The 26,266-nt window shown below is 62.4% G+C and carries 12 protein-coding genes and 3 pseudogenes; 9 read left to right on the top strand and 6 right to left on the bottom strand.

Annotated elements, in window-relative coordinates; all coding sequences use genetic code 11:
* Window positions 1-157: 157 nt before the first annotated feature.
* The 6 genes and pseudogenes from R1A29_RS15590 to gspI all read right to left on the bottom strand — a co-directional run bounded on the left by R1A29_RS15590 (window position 158) and on the right by gspI (window position 3,814).
* On the bottom strand, window positions 158-571 hold the full coding sequence (locus R1A29_RS15590; protein ID WP_438298823.1) for a hypothetical protein: 414 nt from the start codon (window positions 569-571) through the stop codon (window positions 158-160).
* Window positions 572-622: 51 nt separating this feature from the next.
* Entirely contained in the window at window positions 623-964 is a 342-nt protein-coding gene (locus R1A29_RS15585) for a hypothetical protein (protein WP_438298822.1), read from the bottom strand.
* Window positions 961-1,584 carry a hypothetical protein gene (locus R1A29_RS15580; RefSeq protein WP_438298821.1) on the bottom strand — a complete coding sequence of 208 codons (624 nt, stop codon included), beginning with the start codon at window positions 1,582-1,584 and terminating at the stop codon, window positions 961-963. The genes R1A29_RS15585 and R1A29_RS15580 overlap by 4 nt, the downstream gene beginning before the upstream one ends.
* A gap of 36 nt (window positions 1,585-1,620) precedes the next feature.
* Window positions 1,621-2,118 (bottom strand): PAAR domain-containing protein, encoded by a 498-nt coding sequence (locus R1A29_RS15575; protein WP_438298820.1) that lies wholly within the window; start codon window positions 2,116-2,118, stop codon window positions 1,621-1,623.
* 374 nt (window positions 2,119-2,492) lie between these two features.
* Window positions 2,493-2,855, bottom strand: coding sequence for a DUF6124 family protein (locus R1A29_RS15570; RefSeq protein ID WP_102621811.1), 363 nt, complete (start codon window positions 2,853-2,855; stop codon window positions 2,493-2,495).
* A gap of 579 nt (window positions 2,856-3,434) precedes the next feature.
* Window positions 3,435-3,814, bottom strand: a pseudogene (gspI, locus tag R1A29_RS15565) (type II secretion system minor pseudopilin GspI).
* A gap of 146 nt (window positions 3,815-3,960) precedes the next feature.
* Here gspI and gspG point away from each other — a divergent pair.
* The 9 genes and pseudogenes from gspG to R1A29_RS15520 all read left to right on the top strand — a co-directional run bounded on the left by gspG (window position 3,961) and on the right by R1A29_RS15520 (window position 26,202).
* Window positions 3,961-4,419: a type II secretion system major pseudopilin GspG gene (gspG, locus tag R1A29_RS15560; protein WP_408984893.1), complete on the top strand. Its 459-nt coding sequence runs from the start codon at window positions 3,961-3,963 to the stop codon at window positions 4,417-4,419.
* A gap of 8 nt (window positions 4,420-4,427) precedes the next feature.
* On the top strand, window positions 4,428-5,381 hold the full coding sequence (gene gspK / locus R1A29_RS15555; protein WP_438298819.1) for a type II secretion system minor pseudopilin GspK: 954 nt from the start codon (window positions 4,428-4,430) through the stop codon (window positions 5,379-5,381).
* Window positions 5,378-6,523 carry a type II secretion system protein GspL gene (gene gspL, locus R1A29_RS15550; protein ID WP_438298817.1) on the top strand — a complete coding sequence of 382 codons (1,146 nt, stop codon included), beginning with the start codon at window positions 5,378-5,380 and terminating at the stop codon, window positions 6,521-6,523. Before gspK ends, gspL begins: the two co-directional genes overlap by 4 nt.
* Window positions 6,516-7,061: a type II secretion system protein GspM gene (gene gspM / locus R1A29_RS15545; RefSeq protein WP_438298815.1), complete on the top strand. Its 546-nt coding sequence runs from the start codon at window positions 6,516-6,518 to the stop codon at window positions 7,059-7,061. The genes gspL and gspM overlap by 8 nt, the downstream gene beginning before the upstream one ends.
* Window positions 7,058-9,430: a type II secretion system secretin GspD gene (gspD, locus tag R1A29_RS15540; RefSeq protein WP_438298814.1), complete on the top strand. Its 2,373-nt coding sequence runs from the start codon at window positions 7,058-7,060 to the stop codon at window positions 9,428-9,430. The genes gspM and gspD overlap by 4 nt, the downstream gene beginning before the upstream one ends.
* Window positions 9,427-10,833 (top strand): type II secretion system ATPase GspE, encoded by a 1,407-nt coding sequence (gene gspE / locus R1A29_RS15535; protein WP_438298813.1) that lies wholly within the window; start codon window positions 9,427-9,429, stop codon window positions 10,831-10,833. Before gspD ends, gspE begins: the two co-directional genes overlap by 4 nt.
* Window positions 10,833-12,043: pseudogene (gspF, locus tag R1A29_RS15530) on the top strand (type II secretion system inner membrane protein GspF). Before gspE ends, gspF begins: the two are co-directional and overlap by 1 nt.
* 347 nt (window positions 12,044-12,390) lie before the next feature.
* Window positions 12,391-13,500: a substrate-binding domain-containing protein gene (locus R1A29_RS15525; protein ID WP_438298812.1), complete on the top strand. Its 1,110-nt coding sequence runs from the start codon at window positions 12,391-12,393 to the stop codon at window positions 13,498-13,500.
* A 190-nt stretch (window positions 13,501-13,690) separates the two neighbouring features.
* Window positions 13,691-26,202 (top strand): annotated as a pseudogene (locus tag R1A29_RS15520) (filamentous haemagglutinin family protein).
* The last annotated feature ends 64 nt before the right edge of the window (window positions 26,203-26,266 follow it).

The following is a 26,266-nucleotide window of genomic DNA, read 5'->3' as shown; positions in this document are numbered from 1 at the left end:
CAAAGCTATTTCGTCAAATCAGCATTGGTTGCCCAGCGTGTGCTGAAATAGAATTCGTACATCCACTCCAATCAGCTTTGCCATGTGAAATAGTGAAAAAGGGGACTTGTTTATTTCCAGAAAATAATCGGTCCCCTTTGTTTCTACACTCCCTTCATTAACTCGCTTCGCCGCTGTCTAGTTCTAAAAGCGCATCCGGACATTCATCGGCCCATCGCGTAACCGTCATGTCTTTGAGCCGCTCCCCCATGGTGTCGACGCGTAGGCAGGCACCTTCCTTTGAATAGAACAGGATGCAGCGCGAGTTATCAAAAGAGCAGGTATCGAGTTCCAGAAAATTGTGAGCAGCCAGTTCGCGCTCGACAGCACTGTATTCATAGCCATCGCTGGTGTGCATCCGGGTCGGCTTCCATCCCTGTTTGATCAACTTGGATCTGGCCGACACCAAGGGCTCATCGACGGCGATGCCTGCTGGCCCGTGCTTTACGTTTGTCGCTTGCGAGCCGCCGGCAAACGCAAAGCTTATACCCGTGCAATACATTGCGAGGAGCAGGATAGTCGGGGTCTTCATTTGATCGTTACACAAAAAGGAACAGACTCCTGTCCCTTTTGATTTCTGGCTTCAATCCTTTTCAGGGCATTTGAAGTTCCAGGAATAAATCTTCATGTCTTTGACTTCTTCGCCGACAGTTCCTACACCTAAACAATCTCCGCCCTTGATGTAGTTGAAGCTGCAGTAACGGACGCCTTCCGTGCAAGACTCGATTTCACTGAAGCCTTTTCTTTGGATGACGCTTTCAACCCCGAACTCACCTGAGTAGGTCGGATTCGGCTTCCAGCCATTTTTGATCAAGGCTTTGCGGGCTTTCGAAAATGGCATTCCCTCTTTGATAGGAAGGTCTGCTGCGCTAGAAAATAAACTGACGCAACCTAAAAGGCTGATGGCTAATATTTTTAGTTTCATTTAACAGTACCGCCAAAGCCTTTATATATTTTTTCTACTTCGTCGTACTCGGTATAAGGTTGGCCGGAAGGCTTTCCGTTAATTGGTCGGTTTGCCAACCCCGGCCCCATAGGTAACGCTTCCCATTTTTTTGATGCTTTTCCAACTGCCGTTTTTAAGTCGCCGCCGATCAGCGGTTCGATGGCACTCACGTTGCGCAGGAGCTCAACGGCAATCAAATCCTGGGTTCCGGGGCTGAAGTCAGATAGCCCCATTGCTTTGATGGAGAGTTCCGACCATGTGGCTTTCGTGATTTGGTACCTTCCAGAAGCTGTCGTTGAACCACCATGACCTGGTCCTGGGTGAGTGGACTCATCACTGAATGTCCACTTCCCGGATTTCCAGCCGGGTGCCCAGCCATACCCGAATTTCGCGTGATAATCGCCACCCTCGACTTTAGCCAACGTATCCAGAAAGGCCTTCACATTTTGATTCTTTAAGAACTCCGCATTCTCGGCACGCCTCTTTTGTTGCTTTGCGTCTACGGATACAGCTTTAGGGCTGGAGTCTTTGACAGGTGTCACCGTTCTGGTGGCTACAGGTGACATTTTTCGGCCGTTTTTGCTAATGACTTCAGCCATGAGGAAAACTTCCGTTATTTACTTTGACATCCATGTTCAATCCTCCAAAAACAGTTGGATCGTTTCGGCGAGGTGCGAGCTGACTACGTGCGTATACCCCATTGAATCGCTGACACCGTGCTCAATGCTGCCGTCAGCTCGCTGAATGGCGTAATCAAGATTAGCCAGGGGCTCCCCTGACTCGTCGTCAATAAGCCTGAACTTGTCGTTGAAGTGCACCGGCATTGGCATCAGGCCGCTAAAGGGCGCTGATACAACGGTGTCGCCGATAATGACCGTGCCGGAACCACCTACAACTACGTTGCCGTGGCCGCCGGTACTGCCTTGAGTCGCGGCATTCAGCCCATTGATAAAAACCGTAGAGCTGACCGCGCCGGTGATCGGGCTACCGCACGCGGATTTATCGGTCATCCGAGCGGCGGGAAGGCCATCGAAATTGACGTTGGGAGAGCCGCTGACAATTGGATTTGTGCCGTGCCCCGGGAGCGGGCAACTGGTGGGATCTGTGACTCGGGCTGCAGGTTTGCCGCTCACGGGAAGTTCCTTTTCAAAGATTCAGATGTCCTTGGCCTGATTGGATTAGAAATTCCGGCCACTGAGATAGCGCTTACATCAACCGTTCGGCAGAGCAGGAAGCGTGCTTTGGTGGAGGAGAGCATCAAACTCCACCACCCATGTACGTTTGCGTCGCACAGGATGCCTGAGGCAAATGTTGCGCTCAACATTTCTTACAATTCTTTGGTTGACGGCTTGTGAATGACCTTAAAGCGAGCAGCCCGTAACACCTTCGCGTTCGGGTCGGTTGAAGCTTTTGGTACAGAGAAAAACGCATTTGGCCGAGGTTGTCAGTCACACCTGACAACCTCGGCCATTTTCTTTCCGGCTGCTGGGCTACAGCGCTCAGCCGATCACGTCTTCACCTCAACATGATCCAACGCCTGATTCACCGCCAGCCCCGCGACCATCACCACTTGCGCGATGCCCAGTGCCGTTTTTCGGTGGCCGGGTTCCAAAATGGCGGCGAAGTTGCTGAGCATTTCGCTGGCGGAATCGAGGGACTCGCTGGCGTTGGCCAGGAGGGATTCGCTGTTGTAGGCCGGGTTGGCCAGGAACATGGGGTCGTGTTTGGTGTGGCTGCCCATGATGCGTTGTTGTGGGGTGAGGTAGTGGTCGAGGGCGCGTTCGGCGGCTTCGTTGAGGGTTCGGGAGTCGGGGAATTGGTAGGGGGAAACCGGGTCGGTTTCTGGTGGGTTGGGTGTTGGTTTGATCATTGATGTAACTCCAGTACTGATTGAATTGGAGTCAACCACTCTCGCTACCAAACGAGGGGGTGGCGACCATACGCAGGTTGGTAGACCGGAGCACTGGAACCGGCGCTTCCGAAGAAGCCCTGAGCATGGCCACCATAAATCCAGTCGCACGAATGCAACTGCATGAGGTGACGCAATGCGTCAGCGCTGCGGGCTACCAAACCCGATCACTGGTTTTCAGTGACCATGGAACGATAAGACCCGCGTACTAGACGCACAAGCCGGCGGATTCTGGCGTAGTCGTAGGTAATGACGCAAGGTTGTGTAGCCTTGAGGACGTTACGGATGGTGTCTTTTAAACGGGGTTTTGGGAGGGAGTAAACGAGTGGGTTGAAGAGCGGCCCTCACCCCAGCCCTCTCCCGGAGGGAGAGGGGGCCGACCGAGGTGTCTTGCGCTTTACATCGACCTGAGAGATCGAGTTGATTATGGATTCAACGCGGTATGTGCAGGTTGGTTTAGATCTTTAGGTGGGTGTCGGAAATGTCCCTCGGCTGATTCATATACCTCCGAGCCGTCCGGCGTTTCGGGACGGTTTAGGGCTAGGGATTTTCGGGACGGCTGAGCAACGTTTCAAGTCTGGCCAACGCCGGCGCTTCCTGGCTGCGATCAAAAACTTGCACCCCAACCTTGAGCAACCGTCCATTCTCCGCCCCCCAATCACCTGCTCACACCGCAACAACAACCGCCCTTGATCACACTCCATCGCCTTGACCCCCATCGGCAATCTCCCTTCCAACCGAAGTTCAGCCATCCGACTCTGCGCCGCAATCATCGCAATCGAGCGATCCCGCAAAATCCCGCTGCTCTGCGTCATCAACCCCGCCACGCGCACGGCGGCGGACATGGCCACGGCGATGATCGCCAGTGCGACGAGCACTTCAATCAGGGTGAATCCGGCTTGCGGGGAGGGGGTGCGCATCGGGGGCTCGGGCAGTCGGGCAGCCCTTGACGCTAACGCCCGTGCTTGACGGCTTGACGACGAAAACACCCGAGGATTTTCAACATCCCTGACATATCTTCTTGCAACACTGCGCGTCGAATCGAATCAAGCCAGGGAATGACGAGATGGATATCGCGCAGTTCAAACAGCCCAGTCGACCGAGCCGGATGCCCCGTGGGCAGCAGGGTTTTACGCTGATCGAGATCATGGTGGTGGTGGTGATTCTCGGGATTCTGGCGGCGATGGTGGTGCCCAAGGTGCTCGACCGGCCGGATCAGGCGCGGGCCACGGCGGCGAAGCAGGATATTGGCGGGTTGATGCAGGCGCTGAAGCTGTATCGCCTCGATCACGGCACTTACCCGAGCCAGAGCCAGGGCCTGAAGGTGCTGGTGGAGCGGCCGGCCGATGCCAAGAACACCAACTGGCGCTCGTACCTGGAGCGCCTGCCGAATGACCCGTGGGGTCGTCCTTATCAGTACCTCAATCCCGGTGCCAACGGCGAGATCGATATCTTTTCCCTCGGCGCCGACGGCCAGCCTGACGGCGAAGGCGTGAATGCCGACATCGGTTCCTGGCAGTTGTAAGGCCGGTCATGAACAGCCAATCGAACCAGCGGGGGATGGCGATCATCAGTGCGCTGCTGATTGCGGCGGTGGTCGCGGTGATCGCTGCCGGCATGCTGACGCGCCAGAGCGTTTCGACCCGGGCGCTGGAAGCCGAACAATTGCGCGTGCAGGGCCGTTGGGTGTTGCACGGCGGGTTGGAGATCAGCCGGCAATTGTTGTGGGATGCGCGGCAGCGCGATCCGCTGACCCGACTCGATCAGCCTTGGGCGCAGCGGTTGAACACCCAGGGTTTCGAGGGGCGGCTGGAGGACGAGCAGGGCAAGTTCAACCTGCGCAATCTGGTGGCCAACGAGCGGATCGATGACGCGCAGGTGCAGGCGTTCGAGCGCTTGTGCGAGTTGATCGGTGTGAGCAGCGGCTTGAGCCGGCGCATCAGTCAGCGGGTGATCGGCTCGTATCCGCACCTGTTGAATGCCCAAGTGGTGGACAAGCCTGTGGCGAAAAACACCTTCGACAGCGGGCGTGCGACGTCGCCGTCCGCTTCGCGCAAACCGCAATCGCCGACCTTGCCGATGCTGCGCACGCTTGACGATTTGCGCAGTGTCGACGGGGTCAACGATGCGCTGTTGGCGAAACTGGCGCCATACCTGACGGTGATTCCGGCGACCACCTGGCTCAACGGCAACACCGCCACGGCGCCGGTGCTGGCGGCTTATGTGCCGGGGCTGTCGCTGGAGCGGGCGCAGGCGTTGATCAATGAGCGTGACGCCGGGCGCTGGTTTATCAATCGCGGGGATTTCGTCAATCGGCTGCGACTGCCGCAACTGGAGATCACCAGCGTCAAGGTCGGCATCACCAGCGACTGGTTCCGGCTGCGCGGGCAGGCGCGGCGCGATCAGCGGCGGGTCAGCCTCGATGCGTTGCTGCATCGCAGCCAGGATCGTTTGCCACAAGTGATCTGGTCGCGGGTGGGCGTATGAGCCAGTTGCGCGTGAGTTTGCCGCCGCTGGCGGAGCTGAGTCTCGACAGTGAAGTGGATTGTGCTTGGCTGGATCGTCAGGGGCAGGTCGCTCGCCAGGAGCGCGTGCGCCTCGGCGCGCTGCCGAAGCAACCGCTGGTGTGTTTTCTGCACCCGTCGGACAGCCTGCTGGCGAGCATTGATCTGCCGCCGCTGCCTGCGAACAAAACCGCTGCGGCGGTGCAGTGTGCGGCGCAGGCCTTGATGCTCGGTGACAGCGCCGAGATGCACATCGCCCACAGTGCTCGGAATGAAAGCGGCCAAGTGCAGATTGCCTGGGTAGCACGCAAGGATTTGCAGCACCTCGGGCAATTCGGCTTGAACCTCAAAGGCCTGTACCCGGCGGCCTACAGCTTGCCGGTGATGGCGGGCGGCGTCGGTTGCTTGCACAACGAGCATCTGTTGCTGCGCCACGGCCCGAATGCGGCGCAGGTGCAGCCGATGATCGATGAAGCGTGGCTGCTGGAAACCGGTCTGCCGGCGCACTGGATCGGTGACGGCGCGCCGGAGGCGGTGCAATCGACATTGCCCGACACGCAACGCTGCTCCGGCCCATTGCCGAACTGGGGACTGCACGGCGGCCTTCAGCAACCGGGCACCGAACATCGCGGTTGGGGCAGGGCGCTGGGTTGCTGTGCGCTGGCGCTGGCGGTGTGGGTGATTGGTTTGAACCTGTACGCCGCCCGCGAGGCCGGGCAGGGCCAGCAGCTCAAGGCGCAGATGGCGCAGCGGGTGAAGCAGGCGTTCCCCGAGTTGCCGGTGATCCTCAATCCGCTGCAACAGGCCCGTCAGCAAATCGCGGCGCGTCAGCAGGGCGCGGTGGATGCGCCGGGTCAGGATTTCACGCGGCTGGTGTTGCAGGCCGGCAGCGGCATGCCGTCCATGGCGGGCACGGTGCAGCGGCTGGAGTTTGTCGACGGCGCGTTGCAACTGAGTCTGCTGCCCGAGGCCCGGCGTTCGGGCAACGACAAGGACTGGCAAGGCACGCTGGCTCAGGCCGGCATCAGCATCAGCCCGAATGACGACGGCTGGGTCCTGCGCCCGGCCGGCGAGGCGACCGCTGCCACCGACAACGACGACAGCAGCGGAGCCGAAGATGAATAGCCCCTCGCTTGCGAAATGCCGCGCCGGCTGGCAGCGCTTCAACGCTCAGTTGCAGGCCCGTTGGCAGCCGTTGGCGCTACGGGAAAAGCGCATGGTCGGCGGCATGGCGGCGCTGTTGCTCGGGTTGTTTGTGTGGGTGGCGTTGGTTCAGCCGCCGCTGAAGAAGATCGCCGCCTCACAAGTCGAAACCCCAAAACTGCGCGCCCAGGCCGAAGCGCTGGAAGTGCTGTTGCGCGATGTCAGTGTGCGCCCGGACGGGCAGAACCTGGAGCAGTCGATGCAACAGACCTTGCAGGCCAGCGGACTGGGCGGCCATTACCAATTGGCGGCCGCGTCCGCCGGTTGGCAGTTGACCTTCGATGCGGCACCGGCCGACGCCGTGCTTGACTGGCTACTGAGCCAACCCCGGAATTTTTCACTGCAAGTGGTCGAGGCCCGTCTGCAACGTGCAGACGACGCCGCGACTGATGACACGGCCGGCACTCTGTCGGGCACCGTACGCATGGATCAGGCGCTGGGCGCTAAGGAAGCTTCATGAAGGGGTCAGGGTCCAAACGCATGGCGTTGCCGATGCTGTTGATGGCATTGAGCGCGTGCAGCAACACCACGCCACCGAATCAACCGCCGCTGCTGGTGGACAGCGAACTCGGCCGGCCGCTGGCCAACACCCAGCGCAGTGGCGACGCGGTGCTCGACCGCGAGCGGGCGCAGGCTCAGGCAAGACCTGCGCCGAAGCAATTGCACAACATCACCGAACGCGCCCGTAACGGCGGTTTGGCCCGGGGCACGACGTTGCCGGCGAACCCTTTGGGCGATCAGCCGGTGACGCTGAATTTTGTCGACGCGGATATTCAAGCGGTGGTGCGGGCGTTATCGCGCTCCACCGGTCAGCAGTTTCTGGTGGATCCTCGGGTCAAGGGCAACCTTACGCTGGTGTCCGAAGGCCAGGTGCCGGCGCATCAGGCTTACGACATGCTGCTGGCGGCGCTGCGGATGCAGGGTTTCAGCGTGGTGGACGTCGGCGGCGTGGCGCAGGTGGTGCCGGAGGCCGATGCCAAGTTGCTCGGCGGGCCGATCTACAGCGCCGACAAACCGGCCGGCAACGGCATGCTCACCCGCACATTCCGCCTGCAATACGAGAACGCGGTGAACCTGATCCCGGTGCTGCGCCCGATCGTGTCGCCGAACAACCCGATCAACGCCTACCCGGGCAACAACACCATCGTCGTCACCGACTACGCCGAGAACCTCACGCGGGTCGCGCAACTGATTCAGGGCATCGACACCCCGAGCGCCATCGACACCGACGTGGTGCAGATCCAGAACGGCATCGCTGCCGACATCGCACCGATGGTCGCTGACTTGCTCGATGCGCCGGGCAATGATCCAACCCAGAAAATCGCAGTGATCGGCGACCCGCGTTCCAACACCATCATCATCCGCGCCGGCAGCCCCGAGCGTACGGAGCTGGCGCGCAACCTGATCTACAAACTCGACAACGCCCAGAGCAACCCGAGCAATCTGCACGTGGTGTATCTGCGCAACGCCCAGGCCGGCAAGCTGGCCCAGGCACTGCGCGGTTTGTTGACCGGCGAGAGCGACAGTGGCACCAGCGACAGTGCGCGTTCGGTGCTCAGCGCCATGGGCAGTTCCACCAATTCGGGCGGCGGGCAGAACGGCCAGAGCGGTACGCAAACCAACGGCAGCACTTCGACCACCAACAACGGCAGCACCGGCGGCAGCTATGCCCAAGGCAGCAGCAATAGCAGTGGCAGCAGCAACGCGCAAAGCAGCGAGCAGAACGTGGCCTTCAGCGCCGGTGGCGTGACCATTCAGGCGGACGCGACCACCAACACCTTACTGATTTCCGCGCCCGAGCCGCTGTACCGCAACCTGCGCGAAGTCATCGATCTGCTCGACCAGCGCCGCGCACAAGTGGTGATCGAAAGCCTGATCGTCGAAGTCGGCGAGGACGACGCCAGCGAGTTCGGCGTGCAATGGCAGACCGGCAATCTGGCCGGTAATGGCGTGATCGGCGGCGCCAACCTTGGCGGTTCGGGGATCAACGTCAACGGCAAGACCAGTGTCGATGTGTTGCCCAAAGGTTTGAACCTCGGCTACGTCAACGGCACCGTCGACATCCCCGGCATCGGCAAGATTCTCGACCTGAAAGTGCTGGCCCGGGCGCTGAAGAGCAAGGGCGGCACCAACGTGCTGTCGACGCCGAACCTGCTGACCCTGGACAACGAAGCAGCGAGCATTTTCGTCGGCCAGACCATCCCGTTTGTCAGCGGCAGTTACGTCACCGGCGGCGGGGGCACCAGCAACAACCCGTTCCAGACCGTGACCCGTGAAGAGGTCGGCTTGAAGCTCAACGTGCGGCCGCAGATTTCCGAGGGCGGCACGGTGAAGCTCGACATTTATCAGGAAGTCAGCAGCATCGACGAGCGCGCTTCGGCGGCTTCGACTTCGGCGGGGATTGTCACCAGCAAACGCGCGATCGATACCAGCATCCTTCTGGATGACGGGCAGATCATGGTGCTCGGCGGTCTGCTGCAGGATGGCTACAGCCAGAGCAATGACGCGGTGCCGTGGCTGTCGAGCATTCCCGGGATTGGCGCACTGTTTCGTAACGAACGCCGCTCGATCACCAAGACTAACCTGATGGTGTTCCTGCGCCCGTACATCATCCGCGACAGCGCGGCGGGCCGCAGCATTACGCTTAACCGCTACGACTTCATGCGCCGCGCTCAGGGCGGTCTGCAACCGGAACGCAGCTGGGCGATGCCGGACATGCAGGCGCCGCAATTGCCGACCGCTGCGCAGGGCGTGCCGGCAGCCGTTCCGACTTCCGGGCCCCGCGCGGTGATCAAGGCTGTGCCGATTGAAGCAGGCCCGCGGTTATGAGCAGCTTGCCTTACGCCTGGGCCAAGGCGCAGCGGATTCTGCTGCGCGACGGCGTGCTGACGGTGTGCCCGTCGACGCCGGGCTGGTCGATCAGCGAAGTACGGCGGCAGTTCGGCGCGGCGAAGCTTGAACGGGTGCGCGATGACGAACTCGACGGCTTGCTCGCCACGGCTTACGCCGATACCGGCAGCGCGGCGGCGGTGGTCGGTGCGGCGGAAAACGAAGTCGACCTCGACCGCCTGATGCAGGACATGCCGGAAATCACCGACCTGCTCGACACCCAGGATGGCGCGCCGGTGATCCGCATGATCAACGCCTTGCTCACCCAGGCGGCGCGGGACGAGGCCAGCGACATTCATATCGAACCGTTCGAAACCCATTCGGTGGTGCGCTACCGGGTCGACGGCACCCTGCGCGACGTGGTCTCGCCGCGCAAGGCGTTGCACGGTGCGCTGGTGTCGCGGATCAAGATCATGGCGCAGCTCGATATCGCGGAAAAACGCTTGCCGCAGGACGGCCGCATTGCCTTGCGCGTAGCGGGGCGGCCCATCGACATTCGTGTCTCCACCGTGCCCACCGGCCATGGCGAGCGGGTGGTGATGCGTCTGCTCGACAAGCAGGCCGGACGTCTGCATCTGGAAACCCTGGGCATGGACGCGCAGGTGCTGGCCAAACTCGACCACCTGATCCGCCAGCCCCACGGCATCGTGCTGGTCACCGGCCCCACCGGTAGCGGCAAGACCACCAGCCTTTACGCGGCACTGGCTCGGCTCGATGCGAGCACCAGCAACATCCTCACCGTGGAGGACCCGGTGGAGTACGACTTGCCGGGCATCAGCCAGATTCAGGTCAACGCCAAGATCGACATGACGTTTGCCCTGGCGCTGCGGGCGATTCTGCGGCAAGACCCGGACATCATCATGATCGGCGAGATCCGCGACCTCGAAACCGCGCAGATCGCTGTGCAGGCTTCGCTGACTGGTCACCTGGTGCTCGCGACCCTGCATACCAACGACGCGGTGTCGGCGGTCAACCGCTTGATCGACATGGGCGTCGAGCCGTTTCTGCTGGCCTCGTCGATGCTCGGCGTGTTGGCACAGCGCCTGGTGCGACGGCTGTGCAATCAGTGCAAACAGGAAGACCCGGCCACGCCCGGCACCTGGCGCCCGGTTGGTTGCGCGGCGTGCAATTACACCGGTTACAGCGGTCGTACCGGCATTCACGAATTGTTCTGCATCGATGACGACATCCGCACCCTGATTCACCAAGGGGCAGGGGAGCAGGCGTTGCGTGCGGCGGCGAGCAAGGCCGGGATGTTCAGCCTGCGCGAGGACGGCGAACGCTGGATCCGCAGCGGTGCCACGGCGCCGGAAGAAATCCTTCGTGTGACACGGGACGCCTGATGAATCGCTATCGTTTTGAAGCCGCCGATGCCAGCGGCAAGATCGAATCCGGGCATCTGGAGGCGGACAGTCAGGGCGCGGCGTTTGGCGTGCTGCGCGGTCGTGGTTTGACGGCGTTGTCGGTGGAGAAGGAAAGCAACGTCTCCCAGCACGGCGGCGGTGGTTTGTTCAGTGCCAAACTGTCGGATAACGATCTGGCCTGGGCCACCCGGCAACTGTCGAGCCTGCTCGGCGCTAGTCTGCCGCTGGAAGCTGCACTGAGCGCCACGGTCGAGCAAGCCGAAAAAAACACATCGCCCACACCCTCAGCGCCGTTCGTGCCGACGTGCGCAGTGGCATGCGTCTGGCCGAAGCGCTGGCGGCGCGGCCACGGGACTTTCCGGAAATCTACCGGGCGCTGATTGCGGCGGGCGAGGAGTCCGGAGATCTGGCCCAGGTGATGGAGCGGCTGGCGGATTACATCGAGGAACGCAACAACCTGCGCGGCAAGATTCTCACCGCGTTCATCTATCCGGGCGTGGTCGGGCTGGTGTCGATCGGCATCGTGATTTTCCTGCTCAGTTACGTGGTGCCGCAGGTGGTCGGCGCGTTTTCCCAGGCGCGGCAGGATCTGCCGGGGCTGACACTGGCGATGCTCAATGCCAGTGATTTCATTCGGGCGTGGGGCTGGTTGTGCGCGGGCGTCATGGCCGGTGCGTTCTGGAGCTGGCGCCTGTATCTGCGCAATCCGGCGGCGCGCTTGAGCTGGCATCACCGGGTGCTGAAGCTGCCGCTGATCGGGCGCTTTGTGCTGGGGCTGAACACCGCACGGTTCGCCTCGACGCTGGCGATTCTCGGTGGCGCCGGGGTGCCGTTGTTGCGAGCGCTGGAAGCGGCGCGGCAGACCCTGTCCAATGATCGCTTGAGCCTGAGCGTCAATGAGGCTACCGCTAAGGTGCGCGAGGGCGTCAACCTGGCGGCGGCGCTGAAAGTGGAGAACGTGTTCCCGCCGGTGCTGATTCACTTGATCGCCAGCGGCGAGAAAACCGGTGCGCTGCCGCCGATGCTCGAGCGTGCGGCACAAACCCTGTCCCGCGATATCGAGCGCCGGGCGATGGGCATGACCGCTCTGCTTGAGCCGCTGATGATTGTGGTGATGGGCGGGGTGGTTTTGGTGATCGTCATGGCGGTGCTGCTGCCGATCATCGAGATCAATCAACTGGTTCAGTAAACTTTTCCAATCTTTTTTCTCTCGTCCAACTATCACCCGAGCGCGGAAACAACCGTCCTCGGGTTCTCCTTTCTGTCATCTGCAACGGCCCTGCAAGGGCTGTGGCCGATTCCCTCGAAAAGCTCGTCTTAGACCCTCCGGATAACCACCGGAACACCCGAGAAAATCCCTCGAAAATCAGCCTGCACCTCCCGAGGTTTTTTCCTTTATCTGTCACCGGAAACTGCGAATTTCTCAGTGCGACTTAACCACGGACCCCGCTTGCGAAGGTCAGCGGTGAGTCCTCCCAGTGTCATGCAAGCAATCCGAAACCTGTGTTCCCAACCTAGTTGAAAAGGAGATTCTTCATGTTCAAGCGCACTCTGATCGCAGCTTCCCTGACCGTCGCTGCCCTGGCTTCCGCCCAGGCCATGGCTGCCAACGTAACCGGTGGTGGCGCGACTCTGCCTGCCGCTCTGTACAAAGGCTCTAGCAACAGCATCCTGCCAGCCAACTTCAGCTACCTGGGTACCGGTAGCGGCACCGGCAAAACCGCTTTCCTGACCAACAACTCGGCACTGTTCAACACCACCGGTTCGGTTCACTTCGCCGGTAGCGACTCGATCCTCAGCGCTTCGGAAATCAGCACCTACAACGCCAACTTCGGCGCTTCCTACGGCCCGCTGATTCAACTGCCTTCGGTGGCTACTTCGGTTGCCATTCCGTACAAAAAAGCCGGTCAGACCGCTCTGAACCTGACCAGCGCTCAGCTGTGCGACGCCTTCTCCGGCGCCAAAACCACTTGGGGTGATCTGCTGGGCACTTCCGACGCCACGCCGATCCGCGTTGTTTATCGCAACGTTTCCAGCGGCACCACGGAAATCCTGACCCGCCACCTGAACTCGATCTGCCCGACCAAGTTCGTCACCAACTCCACCTTCGCCAGCGCTCGTCTGCCAGCCGGTTCGACCCTGCCATCGACCTGGGTAGGCGTTGCCGGTACTGCTGACGTGGCCACTCAAGTCAACGCCGTTGACGGCTCCATCGGTTACGTTGGTCCGGACGGTGTGAACGCCGCCAGCAACGCCGTGGTTGCTCGCGTCAACGGCGTACAGCCAACCACCTCCAACGTTTCGCTGGCTCTGGGTTCGGCGACTCTGCCAACCGCGCCTTCGAACCCTGCCCAGTGGGTACCGGTCGTTCCTAACCCAGCCAGCGGTTACCCAATCGTGGCTTACACCAACTTCATCTTCGGTCAGTGCTACAAGGACGCCTCCGTGGCCGCTGATGTCAAATCCTTCCTGACTACTCACTACAGCAACCCGGGCAACAACGCTGCCACCATCGCTCACAGCTTCACTCCGGTTCCAACCAACTGGAAAGCGGCCGTGACTGCCAACTTCGTCACCAACACCTCGGGCAACAACCTGGACATCAACAACGCCAGCGTCTGCAACGCTGTCGGCCGTCCTTTGTAAGCCTCGCTTCACGGCAATGAAATGGCAGCAGCCTTCGGGCTGCTGCCATTTTTTTTGGCCGATCTACTCCTCATTCATGAAGTTTGTGTGACATCCGTTCGGTCGCGGCCCTCGCCAACTGCCTATGTCGTAACAGCAGGGGCAAGCCGCCCTGCGGCCTCATGTGGCAAACAAAAAGGATCTCGTAGTGATGCTCGCTCGCCCATCCCGTCGCAGTACCCGTGTTCAGCCTCAGCAGCGCATGGCCGCCGATCCGGCGCTGTGGTTGCTCAAGCCCTTGGCGCAGGCAGTTGCCTTGTGCCTGGTGGCGGGCAGTGCCGAGGCGGCGACCACATTCAGTTCGGGATGGTTTGCCGCCAAGGGCGCAGCGCAACAGGCAGCGGCAGCACGCCCGAGTGCGGGTGGTTTGCCGGGGATGACGCCGCCGCTGGCGCAGCAGCAAAAGGCCAACCAGCAGTTGCAGCGCTCGATTCAGACCCTGAACAACACCGTAGCGGCGATTGCGGCCCAACAGGCGGCGCAGGCGGCCGGTCGCGCGGCGGCACTGGGCACGGTGCAGTTTGTGCCTGACGGTCTGGGCGAGGGTGGCCTGAAGGTCGACAACAGCCTCACGCAAGGTTGGCAGAACGCCAAAGGCCCACAGCAGACTCAGGCTGACGGCAAGACCACGGTGAAGATCGAGCAGACCGCCGACAAGGCGATCCTCAACTGGGAGACCTTTAACGTCGGGCGCAACACCACGGTCGATTTCGTCCAGCAGTCGAACTGGGCGGTGCTCAACCGGGTCAACGATCCGAATGCCCGGGCCAGCCAGATTCAGGGCCAGATCAAGGGCAACGGTACGGTGATGTTGATCAACCGTAACGGCATCGTGTTCAGCGGCACCAGCCAGGTCAACGTGCGTAACCTGGTGGCGGCGGCGGCCAACATTACCGATATTCAGTTCCGCGATCGCGGCCTCTATTTCGACAGTACCGGCAGCCAGCCGACGTTCACCGAGGCGGCCGGCAAAGTACTGGTGGAACGCGGTGCGTCCATCGAAACGGCGCGGCCGGCCAAATCGACCGATGCTGGCGGCTATGCCTTGCTGCTCGGCAGCGAAGTGCAGAACGACGGCAGCATCAACACCGCCAAGGGCCAGACGGTGCTCGGCGCGGGGGATCGCTTTTACATTCGCAAAGGTTCGGGCACTGAAGGCAATGCCTTCTCCACGACGTTCGGCAACGAAGTCACGCCGGGTTTCAAGACCGGCAGCACTGCCGGCAAGGTCAGCAACAACGGTCTGATTCAGGCCGCAACCGGCGACATCACCCTGACCGGCCATGAGGTCGTGCAAAGCGGCGTGTTGCTGGCCAGCACCTCGGTCGCCACTCGCGGCACGATCCACTTGCTCAACCCGGCGACAGACACCCAAGGCAGCGTGACGCTGGGGCAGGGCAGCGCGACAGCGATCCTGCTCGACAGCAGTGACCTGACGGCCCTCGACAGTCAGCATCAGGCCGCCCTGACCGGCGTTACGCCCAACAACAGGATTCGCGGCGATCAGTCGCGTATCGACATCCAGAGCGGTGGCAGCGTCGAGTTCCAGAACGGCTCGATCACCCTGGCCACCGGCGGGCAAGTCGCGGTGGCGGCGCAGCGTCGCAGCCTGGTGCGTGACGGCGCATTGATCGATGTTTCCGGTGCCATCGGCGTCAAGGTCGCGATGGAATCCAACAGCATCAAGATCAACGTCCAGGGCAACGAACAGCGCGATGCCTCGGTCAATCGCGATAAAGGTGCGCTCAACAGCAATGACATCTGGGTCGATGTGCGTGAGCTGGTTTACGTCCCGGCCGGCACCAATGGTTACGCGACGGATCGCTGGTACACCGCTGGCGGTTTGCTCGAGGTCGGCGGCTATCTCGGCACCCAGGGCCATAGCATCGGCGAGTGGATGGCTCAGGGTGGCATGGTCAGTTTTGCCGGCAATGACGTCGTGACCGAGAAGGGCTCGCTGATCAACCTGTCCGGCGGCACGCTGGATGTTCAAAGCGGCGAGATCCGCCAGAGCTGGCTGCGCGGTGCCGACGGGCGCCTGTATGAGGTCTCCAAAGCACCGGGGGATCTGCTCTACACCGGGCTGTACAAAGGCTTTGAAGACAGCAGTGAACGCTGGGGTCAGACGAGTTATTACTACAACCCGTTGATTGCACCGACCAAGCGTCAGGAGTCGGGCTACACCGTGGGACGCGATGCCGGACAACTGGTGATCGGCACCCGCAACGCCGTGCTCGAAGGCCAGATGCTTGGTGAGGTTTATCAGGGCGAACGCCAGACCCAGGCACCGCGTGCGGTACTCGATGGCTATGCGCAGAGTCAGACGGCGCTGGCGCGGCGCGGGCAGTTGATTGTCGGCAGTTATGACCCGGCTTACGTGGCGGCTTCCGGTGGTTTGCTCTATGGGCTTAATCCTTTGCTCGATCAGGTGCAGATCGGCGGCGAGCGCCCGGTCGCCGGCCATGATCTGGATCTGAGCGGCGCCGTGTCCGATGCGCGCAACGGCAAGCTGTTCCTCGATGCCGGGCAACTCAGCGACTGGCAACTGGGCGCGTTGAAAGTGGCGGCCAAGGAGCGGATCGACGTGCAAGGCGCCGTCACGGTCGACAATGGTGGCGACATCACCCTTTACGGGCCGGACGTGCAGGTCAACGCTAACCTGACCGCGCGCGGCGGCAGCCTGCACCTGGGCAACGTGCTCAATCAGCTCAACACCGATCGCCTTACCGACACCCGGCTCGTCGCACCGACCGGCAAGGCTACCCGCGTGAGCGTGGCTGAAGGGGCGCAACTGGACACTCGCGGTCTGTGGAGCAACCTGCGCACCAACCCGGACGATGCGGCGAGCCTGGCGTATCTGGACGGTGGCGTGGTGTCGATACGCAGCAGCGGCGATATCGAGGTCGGTGCCGGCAGTCTGCTGGACGTGTCTTCCGGCGGGGCGATTCTGGCCAACGGCAAGACTCGTGGTGGCAAGGGCGGTGACGTGACGCTGGAGGCCGGCGCCTTGACCGCGTCGGGTGACAGTCATCTGACTCTGGACGGCCAGCTGCGGGGTTACGGTGTGTCTGGCGGCGGCCGTTTGTTGCTACAGACCGGCGATGTGCTGATCGGCCAGACCGATAAGCGTCAGGCCGACTCTGTGTTGCAGCTGACGCCGACGCTGTTTGAAAAAGGCTTCTCGACCTACAACCTGCTTGGCCTGAACCGGATGGAAGTGACGGATAACACCGTCATTGATGTGTCGATGCCGGTCTATCGCTTCAGCGAGGCGGCCGCCAATCAGGTCAGCGGTGCCGCGCCGCAGCAGGCACTGGAGCTGTGGACGCCGCCGCTCTATCAGGAAAATCCGACCAAGGCCCAACTGACGCGGCGTGCCGGTGCCAGCCTGACGCTGCAGGCCGGCACCAGCGAAGTCAGGTTGCTCGATCCTGCGCACACGACCCTGAGCCTCGGCCAGGGCTCGCGCATCAGCGTCGACCCCGGGCAGACCATCAACTTGCGCGGCGCAGGACAGATCACCCTCAATGGCGAACTGAATGCCTGGGGCGGCACCGTCGATATACGCCAGCAACAGTTCGGTTTGAACGACGTCGCCGACAACTCACAACTGGCTGACAACGCAGCGCACAACCGCTCGATTTGGATCGGCGAACACGCGGTGCTGGATGTGGCTGGCCGCGCGGCCACGGCGGTGGATGCGCTGGGTCGTACTTACGGGCTGGTGGGCAAGGGCGGCACGATCATCGTCGGCGGTGAAATCGATGCGAAAAAAGCCACGGCGACATCGGCCGATGCGTATGTGATCGTGCGTGAGGGCGCACGACTGGACGCGTCCGGTGCTCAAGCCACGCTGGATATCGCCGGGCAGGGTCCAACGCCGATAGCCACCGATGGTGGGCGAATCAGCCTGAGCTCCTATAACGGACTGTTCATCGATGGCAGCCTGCGAGCAGTCGCCGGTGGTGCGGGTGCAGCCGGCGGGCGTCTAGACATTGCACTGGAGACGCCGCTCTACGACCTCAACCTCGCCGCCAATAAAGTGCGTGCCGCCAGGGAGATTATCCTCGGACAGGACGCAGGAAAGTCCCAGCTGCCGCAGGATCTGCAACCCGGTGCCGCTGCTTCAGCCTTGCAATACGGTCGTGCCCGCCTGGGCGCCAATCAGTTGATGGCCGGCGGTTTCGACAACCTGAGCCTGCTGAGCAATGGCTTGCTGTCGTTCGACGGCGATGTCGATCTGCACAGCCGCCAGAGCCTGAGCCTGTATGCCGGCGCATTGGCGTTGGCCGACGGCGCCAGAGACACTGCGCGGATCAATCTGTCAGCGCCGTATCTGCGGTTGTCGGGGACCGGCAAATACTTCGACGCGCCGGGTTATCTGCGCCCGCGGGTCATGAACACTCCGACGACCCAGGTGGCACCCGCCACGTTCAATGCCACGGCGGACCTGCTGGATCTGGGCAATAGCCTGTCGTTCGGCACGGCGGGGAAGATTGCGTCACTCAACGGTGCGGCAATCGAGGTCAGTCGGCGTGGCTTTGATCAAGTGACCTTGCACAGCCGGGGTGATCTGCGCTTTCTGGCTCCGACCGGGTACACCACTAAAACGGAGTTGTGGACGCCCGGAGATCTGAACTTGCAGGCCGCGCAAATCTATCCGGCCAGTGATGTCACTGCCGAGGTGCGGGTCGGTTATCAGAGCGTGCACCCGGGCGCGGACCCGGCGCGCACCTTGCGCATCACTCGCGCCGGTAACGCCCCGGCCGGCTTGCCTTACTCGGTGTTTGGCGACCTGACGCTGGCTGCCGGGCACATCGAGCAGGGCGGCGTTATTCGTGCGCCGCTGGGCATGATCCGCCTGGGTGACGAGACCGCGGTCAATACCCATGACCTGCATTTGTTGCCGGGCAGTGTGACGTCGGTCAGCGCGGACGGACTGGTCATGCCCTATGGCGGCACCACCGACGGCATCGACTATCGCTACGCTGGCAAATCGGTCGTGCTCAAGGGGATTACCGCAGAAACGGCCGGTGTAACCCTGACCTCGCGGTATGTTGATGTGCAGCAGGGCGCCTTGATCGATTTGTCTGGCGGCGGTGATCTGCGAGGTGCCGGGTTTGTGTCCGGACGCGGCGGCTCTACCGATGCACGCTTCAATCCGCTGGTGCGCAACGCCGCTGACGGTACGTTCAGCTTGCCAGGCCTGGCCAGCAACCCGGTGTACGCCATCGTGCCCGGCAATCAGAGCACCTATGCGCCGATGCTCGCCGAAGCGGGGGCGGTTGATCCGCGCATCGGCCAGCAAATCACCCTCGGCGCCGGCGTGCCGGGGCTGGCGGCAGGCACCTATACGCTGCTGCCCTCGACGTTCGCCTTGTTGCCGGGGGCGTTCCGGGTCGAGGTCAACGGCCAGGCCGCAGCGGGTGTCACGCCTGGCGCGTTGCCTTTGCGCAATGGTTCATGGACCAGCTCGGGGCTGATGTCGATCGCCAACACCGGGCTGCGTGACAGCCTGGCCAGCCAGGTCATCCTGACCTCGGCCGATGTCGTGCGCCGTTATTCGCAGTACAACGAAACCGGTTTTACTCAATTCATCCGCAGTGACGCTGCACGGCGCGGCGTGCCACGGGCGTTGGCGCCGATGGATGGCAAGTCGCTGAATCTGTACTTGATGTCGGGCGCCGAGCAGGGCATTGCGCTGGATTTCGCCGGACAGGTGTTGTTCAAACCGGCCACTGGCGGCGTGGTCGGGACGGCGGTGGTGAGGGGCGCGCGGGATGTGGAACTGCTCGGCGACGGGCATCGGCCTACCGAGGGTTTCAGCGGCGTCTCGCTGTATGCCGACAGCCTCAACAGACTGGGTGCAGGCCGTCTGACCATCGGCGCGCAACCGGCGATCGATTACAACACGGCGGGCAATATCGTTTCGTTCATCGGTGATACATCGAATATCACCCTGCGTGAGGGCGCCATGCTGTCTGCGCCTGAAGTGCTGCTGCGCACCACCAGTACCCGTGGCAGCATCACGCTCGAAGCCGGTTCGGGGATCAACACTCTGGGGCGCGGCGACGCACCGTACGATTCATCCTCAGGCTTTATCTATGCTCCGGGCACGGCAGGTCTGCTGGTGGTCTCGAACGGTTGGACCAACGTGCTCGCGCCGTCGCTGTCGACCCCTACCTCCGGCGCGGGGGATATTCGCATCGGCAACTGCCCGACGAACGCCTGCACCAACCCGACGCTGCTTTACTCCAATGGCAGCATCACGGCGGCCACAGACAAACAGTTCGAGCTCGACGAAACGGTACGCTTCGGTACTCGCCATCTGACGCTGGCGGTGGGGACGATCAATGCCGGCAGTGCCGAGGCCTTGAGTGCCGCCGGCAATCGCGTGCCCACCGGCCTGACCCTCAACCAGAACGTGCTCGACCGGCTGTTGCGCGGTGATACGCAGTTCGGCGCTCCAGCCCTGGAGACCTTGAGCCTGACCAGTCGCGATGCCTTCAATTTCTATGGCAGTGTCAGCCTCGACACGCTGGATCGGCAGACCGGCGTCAGCAAACTGCAGAATCTGATACTCAGCACACCGGCCATTTATGGCTTGGGCCAAGCAACAGACGTTGCGAGCATCCGCACTGCGAATCTGGTCTGGAACGGTGCCACGCAAGCGCCCGCTGCTGTCATCTCTGGCGGCGCCGGCACCGGGCAGGGCACGCTCGACATTCAGGCCCAGCGCATCGAATTCGGCTACGGCCCCAACCCGCAGGCCAGTGGCCTGGAGCAGAACGATCGCCTGGTGCTGGGCTTTGCCAACGTCAATCTGACCGCCAGCGACCGCATCACCGCCAACCACAAGGGCAGCCTTGCGGTGTATGAGGCGCAAGGCGCTTTCGACCCGGTCGGGGGCTATGCCTACAGCGGTGGCAACCTCAACCTGCGCACCCCGTTGCTGACGGGAGAGGCGGCCTCGGTGAACCTGCTCAAGGCCGGTAACAACCTGACTCTCACGGGCGCCGGTACCCCGGCGGCGGCCAATGCCCTGGGCGCGGAACTGACACTCGATGCGCGTAATGTCACGCTCGACAGTCGCATTGCTCTGGCCAGCGGCAAACTGGTGATCAAATCGGCAGAAGACCTGACCCTGAACAGTGGCGCTTACCTGGATATGGCCGGGCGTACCCTGGCGTTCAACGATGTGAACAAGTACAGCTGGGGCGGTGATGTGGCGCTGTACAGCAGCCACGGCAATATCCGTCAGCTCGCGGGCTCAAGCATCGACCTGTCGGCGCAGAACAATCAGGCCGGCAATCTCAGCGCCATCGCCCTGGCCAGCGATGCCGGGATGGTCGATCTGCAGGGCCAGATCCTCGGCGCCAGCAGCGGCAGTTATGACGCGGGTGGTACATGGGTGCCGTACAAGGCCGGTGGCGTGGACATCCGCGCGCAACACTTGAATGGCGATCCGAGCCAGCAATTCGCGGCGCTTAATCAGCGCTTGAACGCAGGGCAGGTTTTTGGCAGCCGCAGCCTGCAACTCAAGCAGGGCGATCTGTTGATCGGCGACGGGCTCAAGGCCGGTGAGGTCAATGTCTCGGTGGACAACGGTAGCCTGACCGTCGCGGGTCTTGTCGACGCGAGTGGTTCAAGGGTCGGTTCGATTCGTCTGTCGGCGAAGAACGGCCTGACAGTGACTGGCAGCGCCGTGCTCGACGCCCATGGCCGTGTGCTGCGGGTCGACAGCTACGGAAAAATCATCGATGCACCGAACCGGGCGATGGTCGAGCTCAATTCCGGCGCCGGAACGCTGACGCTGGGCTCCGGCGCACGGATCGATCTGCGCCACGGCACCGACGCTGCACCTGGGCCATTGCCCGGGCAGTCCGATGGATTGCCGCGCGGTACGCTGGAGTTGAACGCACCACGTCTGGCCGGCGGCGACATCGCCATCGATGCCAGCGGCGCACTGAACATTCAGGGCGCACGTTCGATCGGGCTCAATGCCACGCGCCGTTACAGCGATGCCAGCGACGGTGCAGACCCGGCGGCCAGCGGACGCCCGTATCAGGTGATCGATCAGGCCTACCTTGACCGCATCCATGACGACAACACGGCGTTCATCGATGCAGCGTTGCTCAACAGCAACCTGCTGCAGAACAAACTGGCCGGCTTGAACAATGCGTCCTATGCCGATGCCTTCCACCTGCGACCGGGTGTCGAGATCGTCAGCAAAACCGCCGACGGCGATCTGGTGGTGCAGGGCGATGTAGATCTGTCCGGTTACCGCTATGCCAGTCTCAATCCGCATACGCAAAAAACCGCAGCCTATGGTTCTGGCGAGTCAGGCAGCCTGGTGATTCGCGCCGGCGGCAATCTCGATATCCACGGCAGCCTCAACGACGGCTTTGCTCCGCCACCCGAGACGGTCGACGATGCGGGCTGGAAACTGTTACCGGGGATTCAGCCGTTCGGCGGTGATCTGGTGGTGCCGGGTGCAGGCGTCACACTGGCGGAGGGCACGCTGTTCCCGGCGGGCGTCACGTTGAACTACGACGTGCCGCTGCAAGCGACGACCCTGGCCGCTGGCACGTTGTTGCCAACCGAAGCGACCTTGGCCGCGCCGTATACGCTGGGCGCCGGCACGGTACTGGCAGGCGCGGTTCACGATGCCTCGGGCCAGTTGATTTTTGCCGCTGGAACGCTGCTGACCGACAGCGTCACATTGCCGGCCGGCAGCCGCCTTGGCGCGGGCATTCGCTTGAATGACGTCACGTCTGTCAATGCGATTCGCTGGCCGAAAGGCGTGCCGTTGCCGGGAAGTGTCGAAGCCGGTACCAACGCGATCAAAGGCGTGCGCTTGAGTGGATCGCTGGCATTGCTGCGCGGTTCTTTGATTCCGTCGATGACCGACGTGGTGCTGGCCGATGGGACGGCGTTTATCGAGTTGCGGCCATTGAACGGCAACCAGCAGGGGCGCAACTGGGCCGTTGCCAGCCTGTTGCCGGCCGGCAGCGCGTCCTGGTCGATGCGGGTGGTGGCGGGGGCCGATTTGGGTGCCGCTGATACGCGAGCGATCAAGCCGGTTTCCAGCGACGGCAATCTGCGTCTGGCCGACACTCATTACGGGCTCAAAGTTACTGAAAAGGCACCCACCCTGGTCTGGGGTGAGGGCAACCTGGGTGGCTTCACCCCGGGCGATCCGGTACCTGACGAGCTCAAGGAATGGTGCGACTGGGCACCGAACTCCTGCGTTTCTGCACCGCGATGGACGTGGGCACCGGACAATTGGATGGGCATGCCCCCGGGGTCACCGATAAGCGATGACGACGTGCTTGCCTGGTGTGGGCCTTTCCCTGAGCTGTGCCTGGAAAACAAACCGGGCATCACCGTCAAGACTCGCACACAAATGTTCAGCGTGCTGCGTACCGGCACCGGGGATCTGGACGTACTCGCAGCCGGTGATCTGAGCATGGACTCACCGTTTGGCGTCTATACCGCCGGCACCCAGTCCGAAGAGATTGATCCGCGCTTCAACCAGCCGCGCGGACGTCTGTCGGACAACGGTTCGGTGCTGGGCAGTGCCGGCAGCGATTACGAGCGGTGGGTCACAGGCAACGACAGTCTGTATCAGGCCTGGTACCCCCAAATGGGCGGCAACCTGATCATCAACGCCGGTGGTTCGATTTCGGGGGATGTGCTGGGTCGGCGTGGCCCTTCGGCAACCCTGGAAACACCTGAACAAGTGCCAAGTGTGGCGGTGGGCAACTGGCTCTGGCGTCAGGGGACCGGCAACAGCGATGTGCCGACGGCGTGGTGGATCAACTTCGGCAGTTATGCGACTCAGCCGTTGCCAGACCAAGGTGTCGATACCGGGCCGTTCCTGGTTGGCTTCACCGGTTTCGGTACGTTGGGTGGCGGCAACATCAGCCTGCGCGCAGGTGCCGATGCGGGCATGGTCAAGGCGTTGGGCGAAAACTCCAACGCCAATCTTTACCCCGTGGCCAAGGCCTGATCGTGGCGATCGGGAGTACCGGGCGCGTCGGCGACGATGGCCGGCTGCAATTGACCGGTGGCGGCGACATGGACATCCGGATCGGCGGTTCGCTCAATCCGTCGTTGCAGGCCCGGGCTGGCAGCAGTGGCGTGGGAGTCCCCCGGCACGACCTGCAGGGCGCTCTGATCAACCTGCGCGGCGCGGCCCGACTGACCGGTGGGGCGCTGGGTGGAATCAATCTGCAGTACGGCGCCGCCTCCTATGTGCAGGACCCGCGCGAAGTACGACCGTTTGACCCGTTCACATCCACCGCTGGCAGTGCCTCCGGCGGCCTGGTCTTGATCCCTGGCGACTCGGGCATGAGCCTCAATACCCGCGGCGACCTGGTGCTGGGTGGTGCGGCGGACCCGGGGCGGGTTCGGTTGCAGAACTCGACGCCGTTCACCACCGCTGACGGTGTCGTGCATGACGGGGGCGGATTGAGTGGTTTCTCGCTATGGACCGATCACACGGCTATCGATCTGTTTTCGGCTGGAGGCAACCTGACGCCAAGTACGCAGCTGGGCGAGGTTGACGGGCAGGGCCCCATGATCGGGCGAAACACATCTCCCACCGATGGGCGCTTCGTATATCCGTCGATCCTGCGTGCGGTGGCGGCCCAGGGCTCGATTTATGCCGGGCCGTCGGCAACCTACATGCAAGGCAGCGGATTTTTGCCGGCCACAGCGTACTCCTTGTTGCTGGCGCCCTCGAAGGCCGGGCAACTGGAGCTCCTGGCGCAAGACTCGATCTATGCCGGTGGCTACGCAATCAACCAGTCGGGCGCCAGTCCGTCGGCCATCGCCAAGCCATTTGCACCGGCGTTCAATGGCTACGGTGACAACACGTCGAAAACGCCGATCATGACCAATCGTGGCAGTGACGGGGTTTCACCCGATAAAAACCTGCGATATCCGCTGTTTGCTTTCGGTGCCGACAGTTACTCGGGTTTGAGTGAGGTGCAGGCACCCGCACGGTTCTATGCCTTGACCGGTGATCTGGTGGGGGTGCGCAGTGGTGAAACGCTGACGTTCAGCCTCTCCAAACGTACCTGGTACGAGGCGGCCAGCCCGGTCTGGATGCTGGCAGGGCGAGACATCGTGGCTTCCGGTACCTTTCTCGGGCAGCCGACCACGGCGCCCAATGGCGAGATGGGGTTACCGAATACAGAGGGTGTCGCCTCGACCGGCAATCTGTTCGTGCACAACAACTCACGGGATATTTCCCGGGTCTCGGCAGGGCGCGACATCCTCTACAGCAGCTTCGAGATCGCCGGCCCTGGTGTGCTGGACATCAAGGCAGGGCGCAACATCCTGATGGAGGACCGTGCCAGCATTACCAGCATCGGGCCGATTCTGGCGGGGGACAACCGCCCTGGCGCCAGCCTGGTGATGCAGGCCGGTACGGGCGCACAGGGAGCGGATTATTCGCGGTTCATCGCCCGTTACCTGAACCCGCAGAACCTTGCCGACCCGAGCGTTTCCCTCAACGGGCAACCGGGCAAAGTGGTCAAGACCTACCTCGACGAACTGCAGAGCTGGCTGACCCTCGGCTACGGCTTCAGCGGCAATGCCGAGCAGGCGCAAGCCTTCTTCGCCGCGTTGCCGAGTGCCGAGCAGGCAATCTTCGCCCGTCAGGTGTACTTCGCCGAACTGCGTGCCGGTGGCCTGGAATACAACGACGCCGATGGCCCGCGCAAAGGCAGTTACCTGCGCGGTCGCAACGCCATCGCGGCGCTGTTCCCGACCACCGATGTGGCCGGCAATCCGGTCCGTTATGACGGCGATATCACTCTTTATGGGGGCGCCGGGGTCAAGACGCTGTTCGGCGGCGACATCCAGATGCTCACGCCGGGCGGCGGTCAGGTGTTCGGCATCGAGGGCGAGGCGCCGCCGTCCACGGCGGGGATCATCACTCAGGGCTCGGGCAACATTCAGCTCTACTCCGAGGGCAGCATTCTGCTGGGGCAGAGCCGGATCATGACGACGTTTGGTGGCTCGATTCTGGGCTGGTCCGCCTCGGGCGACATCAACGCCGGTCGCGGCTCGAAAACCACCGTGGTCTACACGCCGCCGAAACGCGTGTACGACACCTGGGGCAACGTGACCCTGTCGCCATCGGTGCCGAGCACCGGCGCCGGTATCGCCACGCTCAACCCGATTGCCGAAGTGGCACCCGGCGACATCGACCTGATCGCGCCGCTGGGCACCATCGATGCGGGCGAGGCGGGGATTCGCGTCTCGGGCAACGTCAACATCGCCGCGCTAACGGTGGTCAACGCCGCCAACATCTCGGTGCAGGGCAAGGCGACCGGTGTGCCGGTGGTCTCGGCGGTCAATACCGGGGCGATCACCTCGGCCAGCTCCGCTGCGTCGTCGGCGACCCAGGCAGCGGAAGACGTCGCCCGTCAGCAACAAGCCGCGTCGCGCCAGAACCAGGCCTCGGTGTTCACCGTGCAGGTACTGAGTTTCGGCAACGAGCAACTGGCCCCGACCCGCGACGGCGCCAGCCGTGCACCGACGCCGGGCTACAACCCCAACAGCCCGGTGCAGGTACTCGGCGCCGGGGTGCTGGATGAACAGGCGAAACAGCAGCTGACCGAGGAGGAGCGGGGGCAGCTGACGTTGTAAAGAACTCTCGTGTAGTACGCTTCGGGCGGCCTTTTGGCCGCCCTTTTTTTATGTTGAAGATGTC

Origin of the sequence: Pseudomonas sp. NMS19W (assembly GCF_051554255.1) — a bacterium.
In the GTDB taxonomy this organism is placed as follows: domain Bacteria; phylum Pseudomonadota; class Gammaproteobacteria; order Pseudomonadales; family Pseudomonadaceae; genus Aquipseudomonas; species Aquipseudomonas kribbensis.
This window is presented reverse-complemented; position numbering and strand designations above follow the sequence as displayed.